General features: G+C 66.9%; 11 protein-coding genes. 2 read left to right on the forward strand and 9 right to left on the reverse strand.

Features of this window, described 5'->3' with window-relative positions:
- Positions 1–49 precede the first annotated feature (49 nt).
- The gene (locus tag C167_RS0107980; RefSeq protein ID WP_017517741.1) at positions 50–1,258 is read right to left on the reverse strand and encodes a YbfB/YjiJ family MFS transporter; all 1,209 of its coding nucleotides are present in this window, start codon (positions 1,256–1,258) and stop codon (positions 50–52) included.
- 134 nt (positions 1,259–1,392) lie between these two features.
- Between C167_RS0107980 and C167_RS0107985 the strand changes: the two genes are divergently transcribed.
- Positions 1,393–2,265, forward strand: a complete 873-nt coding sequence (locus C167_RS0107985; protein WP_026078886.1) for a LysR family transcriptional regulator — start codon at positions 1,393–1,395, stop codon at positions 2,263–2,265.
- A gap of 290 nt (positions 2,266–2,555) precedes the next feature.
- Here C167_RS0107985 and C167_RS0107990 read toward each other — a convergent pair whose 3' ends face one another.
- From C167_RS0107990 to C167_RS0108015, 6 genes are all read right to left on the reverse strand, one after another.
- On the reverse strand, positions 2,556–3,650 hold the full coding sequence (locus C167_RS0107990; RefSeq protein WP_017517743.1) for a hypothetical protein: 1,095 nt from the start codon (positions 3,648–3,650) through the stop codon (positions 2,556–2,558).
- Between the two features lie 105 nt (positions 3,651–3,755).
- Positions 3,756–4,907, reverse strand: coding sequence for a M24 family metallopeptidase (locus C167_RS0107995; protein ID WP_017517744.1), 1,152 nt, complete (start codon positions 4,905–4,907; stop codon positions 3,756–3,758).
- Positions 4,908–4,997: 90 nt separating this feature from the next.
- Positions 4,998–5,840: an ABC transporter permease gene (locus C167_RS0108000; RefSeq protein ID WP_157791822.1), complete on the reverse strand. Its 843-nt coding sequence runs from the start codon at positions 5,838–5,840 to the stop codon at positions 4,998–5,000.
- Positions 5,837–6,688 (reverse strand): ABC transporter permease, encoded by an 852-nt coding sequence (locus C167_RS0108005; RefSeq protein ID WP_017517746.1) that lies wholly within the window; start codon positions 6,686–6,688, stop codon positions 5,837–5,839. The genes C167_RS0108000 and C167_RS0108005 overlap by 4 nt, the downstream gene beginning before the upstream one ends.
- A gap of 1 nt (position 6,689) precedes the next feature.
- Entirely contained in the window at positions 6,690–7,811 is a 1,122-nt protein-coding gene (locus tag C167_RS0108010) for an ABC transporter substrate-binding protein (protein WP_017517747.1), read from the reverse strand.
- A gap of 39 nt (positions 7,812–7,850) precedes the next feature.
- Complete coding sequence (locus tag C167_RS0108015; protein ID WP_017517748.1) at positions 7,851–8,930, reverse strand: ABC transporter ATP-binding protein; 1,080 nt, start codon at positions 8,928–8,930, stop codon at positions 7,851–7,853.
- A gap of 131 nt (positions 8,931–9,061) precedes the next feature.
- Here C167_RS0108015 and C167_RS0108020 point away from each other — a divergent pair, with 131 nt between their 5' ends.
- Entirely contained in the window at positions 9,062–9,955 is an 894-nt protein-coding gene (locus C167_RS0108020; protein WP_017517749.1) for a LysR substrate-binding domain-containing protein, read from the forward strand.
- Positions 9,956–10,431: 476 nt separating this feature from the next.
- Here the strand turns inward: C167_RS0108020 and C167_RS0108025 are convergent, their stop codons facing one another.
- Together C167_RS0108025 and C167_RS0108030 are read right to left on the reverse strand one after the other, a co-directional pair.
- Positions 10,432–12,867, reverse strand: a complete 2,436-nt coding sequence (locus C167_RS0108025) for an efflux RND transporter permease subunit (RefSeq protein ID WP_017517750.1) — start codon at positions 12,865–12,867, stop codon at positions 10,432–10,434.
- Between the two features lie 59 nt (positions 12,868–12,926).
- Positions 12,927–14,003 (reverse strand): WD40/YVTN/BNR-like repeat-containing protein, encoded by a 1,077-nt coding sequence (locus C167_RS0108030; protein WP_017517751.1) that lies wholly within the window; start codon positions 14,001–14,003, stop codon positions 12,927–12,929.
- Positions 14,004–14,050: the final 47 nt, after the last annotated feature.

The following is a 14,050-nucleotide window of genomic DNA, read 5'->3' on the forward strand; positions in this document are numbered from 1 at the left end:
GCGGGGTAGACATAGAATCTCCTACAGAAACCCGACGCGCCGACGTGGCTCAGCCCCGCGCCGGCTCACCGGCCCGCGGCGCCGCGCTGGACAGCAGCGCTAGCTCCATCAGCACCGCCAGCACGATGGCTCCGGCGGCCACCGCGAAGAGCAGCGCGTAGTGGCCATGGCTCGCACTGAACAGCGCCGAGTAGGCATAGCCGGCGATGGCCTGGAAGCTGGCGAAGGACACCGTCGCGCGGCTCCAGGTGGCGTTCTGCGCGGCATGGCCGGGTACCAGTTGATGCACCCGCGCCAGGGCCAGCGGCACGATGCCCGGCGGGAACGAGCCGATCACCAGGCTGGCCACGCCCAGCAGGCGCAGGTCGCCGGTTTCCAGCAGCAGGCCGAGGGCCATGAATTGCGCCACCAGCACCAGCCGGATCGCCGCTCGCGCGCCCAGATGGTCGGCGAGGAAGCCATAGACCACCGGCCCGACGATGGCGCCGACGCCGTACAGCGTCCAGATCAGTGCCCCGCTGTGGGTGCCAGCGCCCAGGCCCCGCGCCACGTAGTCGACCAGGAACATCATCGGCGCCACCAGCGCGGCGGCCGTCAGCGCGTACTGGGCGAAGAGCACGTAGACGCCCGCCGAGGCGCGTGGCCCAGCCACCTCAGGGGCCTGGGTATGCGGGTGCTCCTGTGGCCAGCCGAACCAGCTGCTCAGGCTGAGCACCAGGGCCAGCGCGCCGAGCCCGAGCCAGGTCTGAACCAACCCCAGCGCCAGCAGAAGCGGCACCAGGGTACCGGATGCGGCGATGCCCAGGCCGATGCCCAGGAAGATCGCCCCGCTCGCCAGCCCACGCCGATTGACGGCCACATGCGGCAGGATGGTGGCGGCGGCCAGCACCATGATCACCCCGCCGGAAATTCCCGAGACCAGCCGCCAGAAGAAGAACCACGCCTGGTTCAGCGGCCAGGCGCAGGCGAGGAAAGACAGCGTGACCAGCAGCATCATGCCGCGAAGTACCCTTGTGCTCGACCAGCGCGCCGCCAGCGGACGGCCGGCCAGCGCCCCGACCAGGTAACCGGCGAGGTTGGCGGCACCCAGGTAGACCACGGCGGATGCCGAGAACCAGCGCGCCTCGATCAGCGCCGGGATCAGCGGCGTGTAGGCGAAACGCGCCAGGCCGATGCCGACCAGGCTGGCGCAGAGGCCCGCCCAGATCGGCAACCAGAGGGAGCCCCGGCTGGCGAGGCGGGAAGCATCGGTATGCATGACAACCCCTATCGCGCCGTCAGCGCGGCGCCGTTGAGTGGTGATGGGGCAATCATAAATGCCAGGTAAGATGCAGCAATGCAGCGTGTTTTCATGCAAGCATTGCATTTTTGCATCAAAAGGACTTCGCCATGATGAACTGGGACGATGCCCGGGTGTTCCTCGCCCTGTGCCGCGAACAGACCCTGCGCGGCGCCGCCCGCGTGCTGGCGGTGGACCAGGCGACGGTGGGCCGGCGCCTGGCGTCGCTGGAGCGTTCGCTGGAGGCGACGCTGTTCCTGCGCACCTCGGCCGGCTACAGCCTGACCGCCGCTGGCGAGATCGCCCTGGCCGCAGCGCAGGCCATGGAGTCATCCGCCGCCGAGCTGCAACGGCAGATCCTCGGCATGGATGACCGCATGAGCGGCGTGGTGCGGGTCACCACCACCGACTCCTTCGCCGCGGACTTCATCATCCCCGCGCTCGCCCTCCTGCACCGCGAGGAGCCGGGCATCGAGGTGCAACTGCAGACCTCCACGCAGATGCTCAACCTGAGCAAACGCGAGGCCGACATCGCCGTGCGCACCCATCAGCCGGAGAACCCGGACCTGATCGTGCGGCGCCTGGCACGCTGGGGCAGCGGGCTGTTCGCCTCCGCGCAGTACATCCAGCAGCGCGGGGTTCCTGAGCCGGGAAGCGCCTTCGCCGGGCACGACCTGGTGGTCTATCAACCTTATCTCGACGCGGGCAAGGAAGTTTTCCTCGCCTCCGAGCCGATCATTCGCGGGCGCATCGCCATGACCTGCACGTCCGGCTTCATGGTCCGCCGCGCGCTGGCCGCCGGCTTGGGCGTCGGCGAGCTGCCGCTGCCGCTGGGCGAAGCGGATGGCCTGGTCCGCCTGTGGCCGGATCGCTCGCCACAGCCCTACGACGTGTGGCTGGTCACCCACAAGGATGTGCGCCATACGGCGCGAGTTCGCGCGGTGATCGATGCCATCGCGCGGAAGTTCGATGACATCGCGCCGTAGCACGCGGCCTTGCAGAAGCGATTCATGCTCGGCGCCGATGCGTTCCAATGAACGCGGACATGACCCGTTGCTACAAGAAGGACCCGTGGGAAGCTCTTGGGAAAACGCTCCGGAGGATGGCTGAAGCACAGCGATACCCATGCGGATGGCGCATGGGTTGATGGGTATCGCCACGCTCCACGCCTTACTTGCGAGATCCCATCGGCGCAAACCTGTACCTGCACGTCTGCCGGGTCATCCGCGTCGGATAGCGCTGGCGCGTCACGCGTCCTACGGCGGATGCCCAGGTTTCAGCCGAACGTCCACCCCGCCGACGCCAGCCGCGTGTCCAGCGCGGCGAGGTCAGCTTCGACCCGCGCTACCGGCTCCGGCATGTAGGCCAGTGGATCGGGCAGCGTGGACGACTGGCCGAGGAACCCCTCGGTCGCCGCGTGCAGGCAGTACGCGCTGTAGGCCGGGTTATAACCGCCCTCCTGCACCACCAGCAGTCGCCCCTGACAGAGCTCGTCGGCCAGCGCGCGAGCGCGGCGGGCCAGGCGGTTGAAGCCCTGCATGGTCACCAGTTGGCGGCCGTTGGGGTCGAACTGCGAGGCATCCAGGCCATTGGCGATGATCAGCAGGTCCGGCTTGAACGCGCGCAGCGCCGGCTCGACGAAGCGTGCGAAAACCATCTCGTACAGCTGGTCGCCTGAGCCCATGGGCAGCGGCAGGTTGAGGTTGCTGCCCAGCCCCGCGCCGTAGCCGCGCTCGTCCACCGCGCCGGTCTGCGGATGGCTCGGGCCCCAGGCGCCGTGGTCCATGTGCAGCGATACGGTGAACACCGACGGATCGTCGTAGAAACCCTCCTGGGTTCCATTGCCGTGGTGCACGTCCCAGTCGACGATGGCGACGCGTTCGAGACCGGCCGCCTGGGCGGCGCGCGCGGCAATCCCGGCATGGTTGAAGAAGCAGTAGCCGTCGGCCATGGCCGGCGCGGCGTGGTGGCCCGGCGGGCGCACCAGGGCCATGGCCGGATGGCCGCTGGCCAGTACGCTCTCCAGCGCCGCCAGGCTGGTACCGGCAGCGGCCAGCAGCCCGGCGAGGCTGCCGGCGGACATCAGCGTGGTGCTGCTGAAGCGCTTGCCCTGGGCGTCCGCCTCGAAGATGCCGCGCAGGTAGTCGGCATCGTGGAAACTCAGCAACTCCTCTTCGCTGGCATGGCGACCTTCATGCCAGCGCAGCGAGCCGGCCACCGGCCCGCGCTGGAGGATTGCGCGCATGTTCAGCAGCCGGGGATTGCTCTCCGGGTGCAGCAGCTGCTCGGCCAGCAGGTCGCTGGGCGGCGCCTCGAACACACCGGCGGCAGTGTCGTGGCGCAGCACGTCGTCGTGCCAGAAAACATCCATCGTGTGACTCATCGGAAGCCCTCGGTTTCCTTCACTGCGCCCGCAGGCGCAGACACGCAACACGGCTTCGCCCCCGGCAGTACGCGGACCGGGGGCGAACCTCCATCAGTCGATGATCGTCAGTTCCGGCGGAAGCTCCGACAGGCTCGCCGAGCCCTTTTCGCCGCACAGCACGGTGTCGCCGAGCTTGATGCCGAAGCCTTCGTTGTACAAGGACAGGTTGGGCTCGATGGAGAACGACATGTTCGGCTGGAACACGTGGTCGTCGGCCTCGTCCACCATCATCGCTTCCAGCCAGGTCGGCGGGTACGCAAGACCGAGGCTGTAGCCGATGCGGTGCACGCGGGTGCGCGAGAGGTCGATGCGGTCGAGGATCTGGTTGCACACGCGGTTGGCCTCGCCCACCGGGGTGCCCGGCTTGGCGATCTCGATGGCGGCGTTGAAGGCCTCGGTGAGCAGGGTCGCCACTTCCTTCACCCGCGGGCTGGGTTTGCCGATCACCGCGGTGCGCATGAGGATGGCGTGGTAGCGGTTGCACACACCGGCGTGTTCGAGGATCACCACGTCGCCGTGGCTGATGGTCTGGCGGTGCGGCATGGCGTGGGTCATGGTGCTGCGGCGGCCGGTGGCGCACATCGGGCTGATCGCCGAGTACTCGCTGCCGGCGCGGCCCAGGGCGTTGGCGACGATGCCAGCCACTTCCACTTCGGAGATGCCCGGACGCAGCGCCTCGAAGGCGGCCAGCATGCCCTGGTCGGCCATGCGCGCGGCGCTGCGCTGGTATTCGATTTCTTCGGCGGTCTTGATCAGGCGGTTCTCGGCGACCAGGGGGCCGGCGTCTTCGAAGCGAGCCTCGGGCATGTAGCCCAGCAATGCGTTGTACTGCGCCGGGGAGAAAGTCGAGGCGGTCATTTCCAGGCCGATGCGCGCCTGGCTCAGGCCCGCCTGGGCGAGCACGTCGGCGACGATCTTCAGCGGGTCCTGCTTGGCGATGTCATAGAAAATCGCCTCGTTGATGCACGACAGTTCCCAGGTGCAGGGCTCTTCGCTGGTGCGGGTGAGGAACACCGGCTCGGCCAGCTTGGGCGAGATGATCAGCGCCTGGTACCAGAGGAAACCCAGGCTGTCGAAGCCGCTCAGGTAGTTGATGTTGTCCGGGTAGTTGACCACCAGGGCGTCCAGGCCACGGTCGGCCATGCGGCGTTTGACGGCCTCGACGCGTTGACGGTAGGTGCGAGCGGGGAAAGCAGTAAGCATGGGGACTCCCTCCTCAGGGACAAGGTGCAAGCGATACAGCCGTTCTTGTTTGGGGCCGCCATCGGGCGGCCGTATGCGCGGTTGAAACAGTCAGCTGGGTGGTTGGTGCCGCGCCAGGTACAGGCGCACCAGCATCACCAACAGGGTGAGGACGATCATCAGGGTGGACACGGCGGCAATCGCCGGATCGAGGTTGTAGCGCAGGCCGTCCCAGATGCGCTTGGGCAGCGTCACCACGTTCAGGCCGCTGGTGAACAGCGTCACCACCACCTCTTCCCAGCTCATCACGAAGCCCATGAAGAAGCCGCCGGCGACGCCGCCGCGCACGTTGGGCAGCAGCACGTTCCACAGCGTCGGCCAGAGCCCGGCACCGAGGGAGCGCGACGCCTTGTAAAGGCTCTGGTCAAGCCGCGCGTAGGCCACCAGCAGGGCGATCACCGAGTACGGCAGCGCCATCAGCAGATGGCCGAAGCCAACGCCCAGCAGGCTGTCGAGCACGCCCAAGCGCGCATCGAGGTAGTAGATCGACATGGCCGAGACCACCTGCGGCACGATCATCGGCAACAGCACGATGGCCGTCAGCAGCGCGCGGTGTCGGCGCTGCAGCCAGATGCCGGTGGCGAACAGGAAGGCCAGCGCCGTGGACAGCGCGCCGACCACCAGCGCCAGGCCCAGGCTCTGCAGGATCGACACCAGCCAGACACCATCGAACAGCGTCGCGTAGTGGCGCAGCGACCAGCCGCCGTCCGGGAAGGCCAGGTAGCGCTGGTTGCCGAACGACAGCGGGACGATCACCAGGATCGGCAGCAGCAGGAACAGCGCGGACAGCGCCAGGGCGGCCCAGGACAGCCAGCGGCCGACCTGCGGGCGGGGCAGTTGCGGCTTTTTCACGCCCTTGGGCATGGCGGAGAGATAGGTTCCCTGCGGAGTCACAGCTCAGCCCTCCCGAGCAGGCGGCGGTAGCCGATGAGTTGTCCGAACAGCAGCGCGCAACCGACCACCAGTAGCATCAGCACGATGCTCAACGCCGCACCCAGGCCCCAGTTGGACAGCTGGAACATCTGCACGTAGATGTACTCCGCGAGCATCGCCGCCTTGCCGCCACCCAGCAGCGCCGGGGTGACGAAGCAACCGAGGCTGAAGACGAAGACGATGGCCGATGCGGCGACCACACCCGGCAGCGTCAGCGGAATGAAGATGTCCTTGAGCGTCTGCCAGTGGCTGGCGCCCAGACTGCTGGAAGCACGCAGCAGGCTGTCGTCCACCTGCTTGAGCGACGACAGCAGCGGCAGCACCGCGTACGGCACCATGAAGTGCACCATGCCGATCAGCGCGCCCAGCTCGTTGCGCACCAGCGGCGGCGGCGCATCGAACCAGCCCGTGGCCATCAGCCCCTGGCTGACCAGTCCGCCGTTGCGCAACAGCACCAGCCAGGCGAAGGCGCGGATCAGCATCGACAGCCAGAACGGCAGCAGCACGAACAGCTCGATCAGCTGCCGGCCACGCGGCGTCGCGAAACGCCAGCGGTAGGCGATCAGGTAGGCGATGCCGACGCTGATCGCGGTGGTCAGCAGGCAGATGCGCAAGGTGCGCCAGATCACCGCCTGCAGGTTGGCGTTGTCGGCAATCGCCGCGTAGTTCTGCGTGCCCCACTCCGGCAGGCTGAAACTCCAACCCAGCACGCCGAGGGTCGGCAGCAGGTAGCCGACCACCACGAGCAAGGGCAACGGCAGGATCAGCAGGCCGTAGACCGGCAGCACGCCCGGTGCGAAACGTCGCATCTCAGCCACCGATCAGCGCCAGGTAGCGCTCCAGGGTTTCACCGTAGTGTTCGGCGTGCCACTTGTTGTTCAGCGACACCTGCTTCTTCAGGTTGTCCGGCGCGGTGGGGTTGATCGCCTGCAACTGGGCACTGAGCAGGTCGTTGGCCTTGAGGTTCACCGGGCCCATGTTGTAGACCTCCATGAGCTTGGCCTGGACCTCCGGGCGCAATGCGTAGGCGATGAACTCCATGGCCGCCTTGGCGCCGGCCGGGTTGCCCTTGGGCACCATCCACACCGAGGGCGAGACGATGCCGCCGTCGAAGCCCCAGTCGATCTTGCCGCCGGTGTCGTTCTTCACCAGCTCCGCGCGGGTGTGCCACATCTGCGCCATGCTCACCTCGCCATCGCGAATCAGCTGCTGCGACTCGGCGCCGGTGGACCAGTGGGTGGCAATGTGCGGCAGCAACTCCTCGATCTTGCGCAGCGCGCGGTCCACATCCAGCGGGTAGAGCTGCTCCGGTGGCACGCCGTCAGCCAGCAGCGCGCATTCGAGGTTGGCGCTCATCCACTTGTAGAGGGTGCGCTTGCCCGGGTACTTCTTCACGTCCCAGAAGTCGGCCCAGGACTTGGGCGGGTTATTGCCGAACTGCTCGTGGTCGTAACCGATCACGTAGCTGTAGGTGTAGTTGGCGAGGCCGAAATCATGCACGTCGCCGTAGCCGATCAGCGACTTGTCGACGATGCCGAAATCGATGGGCGCGAGGAACTTGTCCTTGCCCAGTCGATAGGACGAATACATCTCGCCGTCGCATACGTCCCAGCGCACCGCGCCGCTGCTCACCTGGGTCTTCAGCGCACCCTCGGTGGGGCCGCTGCCGTCCACTTTCAGCGTGAAGCCGGACGCCTGGTCAAAGCCGCCGAAGCTCTTTTCGAAAGCCGGCACCGCATCGCCGCCCCAGTTGGCCAGCACCAGGTTGCCGCCCGCGGCGAAGGCACGGCCACCAGCACCGAACGGCAAGGCGCTGGCAGCAGCGAGCAGCAGCAGGCTGCGGTTGAAATCACGGCGACTGATGCCGGCGCGCTCGCCCTTCTCGGCGGCGATTTCGATGGCGTCTTCGATGAAGCCTTGGCGTTCTTTCATTGTGATTGCTCCCCGATCGTTGTCTTCGTTATGTGGTTGTCAGGCGGACAACAGGTGGCAGTGCTGCGGCGACCAGCTGCACCAATAGCGCTGGCCGCTGCGCAGGTCACTCAGCAGCGGGTGCGCGACCGGAAGGCGCAGGTCGAGGCGCTCGCCCTGCTCGAGGGTCAGTTCGAGGTTGACGTGGGCGCCCTGATAAGTGGCGTTGCCGGCGGTGGCGCACAGGCCGTTGTCGCGGCCGGCGTCCTGCAGCGGGCGCAGGTCGATGTGTTCCGGGCGTACCGCCAGCCAACTCTTGCCGCCTTGGTTCGCTGACGTCGTATGGGCCACGCGCAAGTGCTGACCACGGAAGTCGCAGAGCGTCGTTTCCGCCTCGCGGCCCACCACGCCAACTTCCAGCAGGTTGGTATCGCCGAGGAAATTGGCGACGAAGCGGCTGGCCGGACGTTCGTAGACCTCGCGCGGTGTGCCGACCTGCTCCAGGCGGCCCTTGTTGAACACGGCGATGCGGTCGGACAGCGCCAGCGCTTCCTCTTGGTCGTGAGTGACGAAAACGAAGGTGGTACCGAAATCCTTGTGCATGCGCGCCAGCTCACCCTGCATCTCCTGGCGCAGGCGGCGGTCGAGGGCGGACAGCGGCTCATCGAGGAGCAGGAGTTTGGGCTTGAACACCAGCGCGCGGGCCAGCGCCACACGTTGCTGCTGGCCACCGGAGAGCTGGGCGATGCCGCGATTGCCCATACCGGCCAGCCCGACGCGCTCCAGCACCTCCGCCACCCGGCGCTGGATCTCCGCGCCCGGCACCTTGCGGATGCGTAGCGGGTAGGCCACGTTCTGCGCCACGCTCATGTGCGGGAACAGCGCGTAGCCCTGGAACACCACGCCGAAATCGCGCTGGTCCGGCGACAGCTGGGTGATGTCGCGGCCGTCCATCTCGATGTGCCCTTCGCTGGGCTCGACGAAGCCGGCGAGCATCATCAGTGTGGTGCTCTTGCCCGAGCCCGAAGGGCCGAGCAGCGTGAGGAATTCGCCCTGGCGAATGCTCAGGCTGAGGTCGCTCAGGACCTGCAGGTTGCCGTAGCGCTTGCCCAGGCCGAGCAAGTCGACGAAATGCTGCATGGCGGGTCTCCAGCCGTTTTTTCTTGTTGATCGGTGTTGGCTTGGGCTCATCTTCTGTGCAAATTTAACTAACGACAATTCAATAGATTTCCGGCTGAATCGTTAGTCAAATTCACGAAAAAAGGATAGCCATGCGTCAGAACAGTGCGTTTCGCCTGCCCTCGCTCATCGCCCTGCGCGCTTTCGAGGCGCTGGTCCGCCAGGGCAGCATCGGCCGCGCGGCACTGGAGCTGCACGTCACCCATGGGGCGGTCAGCCACCAGGTGAAGAAGCTGGAAGAAGAGCTGGGCGTGGCGCTGGTGGAACGCCAGGGCAAGGGCGTCAAGCTGACCCCGGCCGGGCGCCAGCTGAGCCAGCAGATCAGCAGCGCCTTCGACCAGCTGCGCGACATCCGCCGCGCCCTGCCCACCGAGGAACCCGCCGGCGAGCTGCGCATCGCCTGCGCCCCGGCGCTGCTCGCGCGGGTGTCGTCGCTGCTGGAGAAATTCCTGCGCAATTACCAGGAAGTCGCCCTGCACCTGCTGCCGATGAGCAGCGACCTGGGCCAGGTGGACATGGTGATTTCCTTCGGCGAGACGCACATCGAAGGCCAGCGCTTCGCCGCGCTGGGCGACATCCGCTACTTCCCGGTGTGCAGCCCGCGCCTGCTCAACACCCAGGAACACCTGCGCAAACCGCGCGACCTGGCGCGCCAGGTGCTATTGCACGAGGACGATGGTTTCGACTGGAGCCGCTACTTCCTGGCCGCCGGCGTACCCGGCCTGCAGGCGCGGCAGAACGTCTTCCTGCCCGACGCCTACCTGACCATCCGCGCCGCGCTGGCCGGCGGCGGCGTGACCATCAGCGACCATATCCTGGCCGGCGAGGAACTGGCCGAAGGCCGCCTGGTGCGCCTGTTCGACATCGACTTCCCGGCGCCTCATCCGTACTTCCTGATCATCCCGCCCCACGGCAACCAGGCCCTGGCGCGGGAGTTCGCCGACTGGCTGCTGCATGAACTGGAGGCGATTCCGGCGTTTGATTGAAACGGGATAGTCCTCTGCGCCCTGGACGCGATCGCGGACGGAGTCCGCTCCTACGGGTTGAGGACAGTTTCAGCCTGGAGCAGAGTGAACCCATTTCGCCGCGGCGGAGCTCGCGGACAAGGTCCGCTCCTCCGCTGCGAGCGCGGGGTTACCCTGGAGGAGGTGCCAGGTTTTTCTTCGAGACCGGTGCATGGTCTGTTGCGAGCAAGCTCGCTCCTACAGGCTGACGTTCGGCGCAATTCTTGTAGGAGCGAGCTTGCTCGCGAATGCTCTGGAAGAACGTTGAAGCGCCCTCTCCCTAACCCTCTCCCTGAAGGGAGAGGGAACTGTCCTGAGCAAGTGGAAGATTCAGCGCTAACCGGCTGAATTGGCGGTATCACCGCATGCCAAACGGCTCCCTCTCCCTTCAGGGAGAGGGCTGGGGAGAGGGTCTCAACAGCCCGCACCGAAAGTTGGCAAACAAGCTGATGGCCTGCTCAAAGCCTCCGCCCGCCGAGCAGAAAATGCGACAGCGCCGGAATCAGGATCAACGCTCCGAGCATGTTCCAGAGGAACATGAAGGTCAGCAGGATGCCCATGTCCGCCTGGAACTTGATCGGTGACCAGGCCCAGGTAATCACGCCCGCCGCCAGGGTCACGCCGACCAGCGCCACCACCTTGCCGGTGAAGGCGACCGCCTGCTGGTAGGCCACCGACAACGGCAGCCCGGCCCGTTGCAGTTGCAGCTGCACGCTGAGCAGATACAACGCGTAATCCACCCCGATACCCACGCCCAGCGCGATCACCGGCAAGGTAGCGACCTTCACGCCGATGCCCATCACTACCATCAGCGCCTCGCAGAGAATCGAGGTGAGCACCAGCGGCAACAGCGCCACCAGGGTCGCACGCCAGCTGTGGAAGGTGATCAGGCAGAAGATGCCGACCGCCGCGTAGACGTAGAACAGCATGCGATGGTTGGCCTCGCGCACCACGCGGTTGGTCGCCGCTTCGATCCCGGCGCTGCCGGCGGCCAGGAGGAACTGGCGCTCCTGCGTGCTGTTGGCGCGGGCGAAGGTCTCGGCGATGCCGGCCACTTCGTCCAGGGTCTGCGCCTTGTGGTCCTTGAGGAAGGCGATCACCGGCATCAGCGAGCACTCGGTGTTGAACAGCTCCGGGGTGTTCACCGAGGCCTGCTGGGCGGCGTAGTTGAGCACATCCTGGTTGCGCTGCAGGCTGGCGAACTTGGGGTTGCCCTCGTAGGTGCCGGCGGTGATCTGGCGCACTGCGTTCACCAGCGATGTGGTGGCCTGCACGCCCTCGTGCTGTTGCAGCGCCCAGCCCAGGCGGTCGGCAAGGATCAGCGTGCGGTAGTTCAGGCAGCCTTCCGGGGCGGTCTTCACCATCACCGCGAAGAGGTCGCTGGACAGCGCGTAGTGGCCGGTGATGTAGGCGTTGTCGCGGTTGTAGCGCGAGTCGGCGCGCAGCTCCGGGGCGCCGGCGTCGAGGTCGCCGATCTGCAGATGCTGACTGACCAGCAGGCCGCCCACGCCCAGCAGCGCTGCCACGGCCAGCGCGATGGACGCCCAGCGCCGCTCGGTGAAGTGATCGAGCAACGCCCACAGCTTACCCAGGCCCTGCTGACGGTCCACCTGGCGCTCCTCGCGCAGGGCACGCTCTGCCGCGCGCTGGCTGACGCCGAGGTAGGACAGCGCCACCGGCATCATCAGCAGCGAAGTGAAGATCAGCACGGCTACGCCGATGCTGGCGGCAATCGCCAGGTCCTGGATCACCGGGATATCGATCAGCATCAGCACGGCGAAGCCCACGGCATCCGACAGCAGCGCGGTGACGCCGGCCAGGAACAGGCGGCGGAAGGTGTTGCGCGCGGCCACCTGCTTGTGGGTGCCGCGGCCGATGTCCTGCATGATGCCGTTCATCTTCTGGGTGGCGTGGGACACGCCGATGGCGAAGATCAGGAACGGCACCAGGATCGAGTACGGGTCCAGCGCATAGCCCAGCCAGGCCACCAGGCCGAGCTGCCAGACCACCGCCAGCAGCGAGCAGCCGATCACCAGCAGGCTGCTGCGCAGGCAGCGAGTGTAGAAGAAGATGATGACGAAGGCAGTGACCACCGCCAGGCCGAAGAAGAACATCACCCTGACCAGACCGTCGATCAGGTCACCCACCAGCTTGGCGAAGCCGATCACGTGCAGGCGCACCGGGCCCTTGCCCTCCTCGCCGGCGGCGAAGGCGCGGGCGTCGCCCAGGTATTCGTACTTCAGCCGCAGGTCGTCGAGGGCACGGGAGAATTCGCGGTAGTCGATGCCCTTGCCGGTGGCCGAGTCGCGGTCCAGCAGCGGCACCAGCAGCATGCTGGAGCGGAAGTCGTTGCCCACCAGGCTGCCGACGATGCCGGCGCGGGCGATGTTCTCGCGCAATTGCCCGATGGCCTCGGGCTTGCCGTCATAGCCGTCGGGCATCACCGGGCCGCCCTGGAAGCCTTCCTCGGTGACTTCGGTCCAGCGCACTGCCGGCGACCACAGCGACTTCATCCAGGCGCGGTCGACGCCGTGGCTGAGGAACAGCTGGTCGCTGATCTGCCGCAGGCTATCGATGTAGGCCGGGTCGAAGATGTCGCCATTGGGGTTCTCCACCACCACCCGCACCGAGTTGCCCAGGCCGCGCAATGCGGCGCGGTTGTCCAGGTAATTGCGGATGTAGGGATCGCCGTGGGGGATCATCTTCTCAAAGGCCGGGCGCATCTCCAGGCGGCTCACGGCCATGTAGCCCAGCACCAGGGTGACCAGCGCGATCAGGGCGATGAACAGCGCGCGGTGGTTGAACACCAGGCGCTCCAGCAGGTTCCCGCTGTGGATATCGAAGTCCCGCAGTTCGCGGACTACAGGCATCTCGCCTTGCTTCAGGTCGACCATGAGGCTGTCTCTCTATCTCTTGTTCTTATGGTTCTTGTACGGGTGGAGCACCGATGCGCTCAGCGCGCCGGCATCGCGTTCTCGCGGATGCCACGGGCACCGACCAGCAACAGGCGGCCGGGACCGGCCAAGGCGCCGCTGACGGGCAGGCGCTCAGCCAGGTCCAGGGCCTTGAAGCTGGCGCCGCTGTCGTCGCTGACCAGGCCCTGGCCGGCCTGGCTGAACAGGTACAGCCGGCCATTGGCATCGAAGCTGGCGGCAGTCAGGCTGACCGGTAGACCCGTGTCGACGGCGCTCCAGCTCTCGCCGCCATCGAGGCTACGGATGGCGTGGCCGCGCAGGCCGTAGGCGAACACCAGGCCGGGCCGCGCGACAACGCCGAAGAAGCTGCCGGCGTAGGGTGACTGCAGGGCGACGAAGCGCTCCGGCTGGCCTCCCTGTTGATGGGAAAGGCGCAGCAGCAGCCCCTGCTCGCCGACGATGAACAGGTCATCACCGCTGGCGGCCATGGCGGTCAGGTGCAACGCCTGGGGGTTGTCGATACGGTGGTTCCAGGGCTCCCAGCTCTGCCCGCCGTCGCGGGTATGCAGGATCAGGTTGAAAGCGCCCACCACGAAGCCTTCGTTGGCATCGCGGAACCACAGGTCGAGGAACGGCTTGTCGGCGCCCTCCTCCTTCAGCCGCTGCGCCTGCGCCAGCCAGGTGGCGTTGTCCGGCTGCGGGTGGGCTTTGTAGTAGTCGAGCATCAACTGGCCGATCTGCCGGCCATCCAACTGGCGCTGCCAGTGCACGCCGCCATCGGCGCTGTGCAGGACCACGCCGTCATGCCCCACCGCCCAGCCGTCCTGTGGGGTGGGGAAACGCACGGCAGTGAGGTCCGAACTGACCGGCACCTCGGCCTGGCGCCAACTGCTGCCACCGTCATCGGAATAGAGAATGTGGCCGCGCTGGCCAACGCCCACCAGGCGCTTGTCGAGGCGGGTGATCGCCAGCAGCGGCACACGGCTGGGGGGATTGCTGTGGGCGGCCGGCAGATCGAGCACGTCGACGAATCCGTCAGCGTTCTCGCCTGCCTGGGCACTACCGCAGAGCAGCAAGGCGCCCAGGAGCAGCAGGCGCTTGAAGGGAATCTGCATGGAGCTTTCCTCGGGTAGAGCAGCGGCGGCCCCGGCCGGGGCCGCCG

This window comes from Pseudomonas nitroreducens TX1 (genome assembly GCF_000313755.1).
GTDB classification, from domain to species: Bacteria; Pseudomonadota; Gammaproteobacteria; order Pseudomonadales; family Pseudomonadaceae; genus Pseudomonas; species Pseudomonas nitroreducens_A.

Bases quoted from the DNA above. Each gene is read 5' to 3' on its own strand.
- C167_RS0107980 (WP_017517741.1), bottom strand. From the start codon at position 1,258: ATGCATACCGATGCTTCCCGCCTCGCCAGCCGGGGCTCCCTCTGGTTG.
- C167_RS0107995 (WP_017517744.1), bottom strand. From the start codon at position 4,907: ATGCTTACTGCTTTCCCCGCTCGCACCTACCGTCAACGCGTCGAGGCC.
- C167_RS0108015 (WP_017517748.1), bottom strand. From the start codon at position 8,930: ATGCAGCATTTCGTCGACTTGCTCGGCCTGGGCAAGCGCTACGGCAAC.
- C167_RS0107990 (WP_017517743.1), bottom strand. From the start codon at position 3,650: ATGGATGTTTTCTGGCACGACGACGTGCTGCGCCACGACACTGCCGCC.
- C167_RS0108025 (WP_017517750.1), bottom strand. From the start codon at position 12,867: ATGGTCGACCTGAAGCAAGGCGAGATGCCTGTAGTCCGCGAACTGCGG.
- C167_RS0108005 (WP_017517746.1), bottom strand. From the start codon at position 6,688: ATGCGACGTTTCGCACCGGGCGTGCTGCCGGTCTACGGCCTGCTGATC.
- C167_RS0108010 (WP_017517747.1), bottom strand. From the start codon at position 7,811: ATGAAAGAACGCCAAGGCTTCATCGAAGACGCCATCGAAATCGCCGCC.
- C167_RS0108030 (WP_017517751.1), bottom strand. From the start codon at position 14,003: ATGCAGATTCCCTTCAAGCGCCTGCTGCTCCTGGGCGCCTTGCTGCTC.
- C167_RS0108020 (WP_017517749.1), top strand. From the start codon at position 9,062: ATGCGTCAGAACAGTGCGTTTCGCCTGCCCTCGCTCATCGCCCTGCGC.
- C167_RS0107985 (WP_026078886.1), top strand. From the start codon at position 1,393: ATGAACTGGGACGATGCCCGGGTGTTCCTCGCCCTGTGCCGCGAACAG.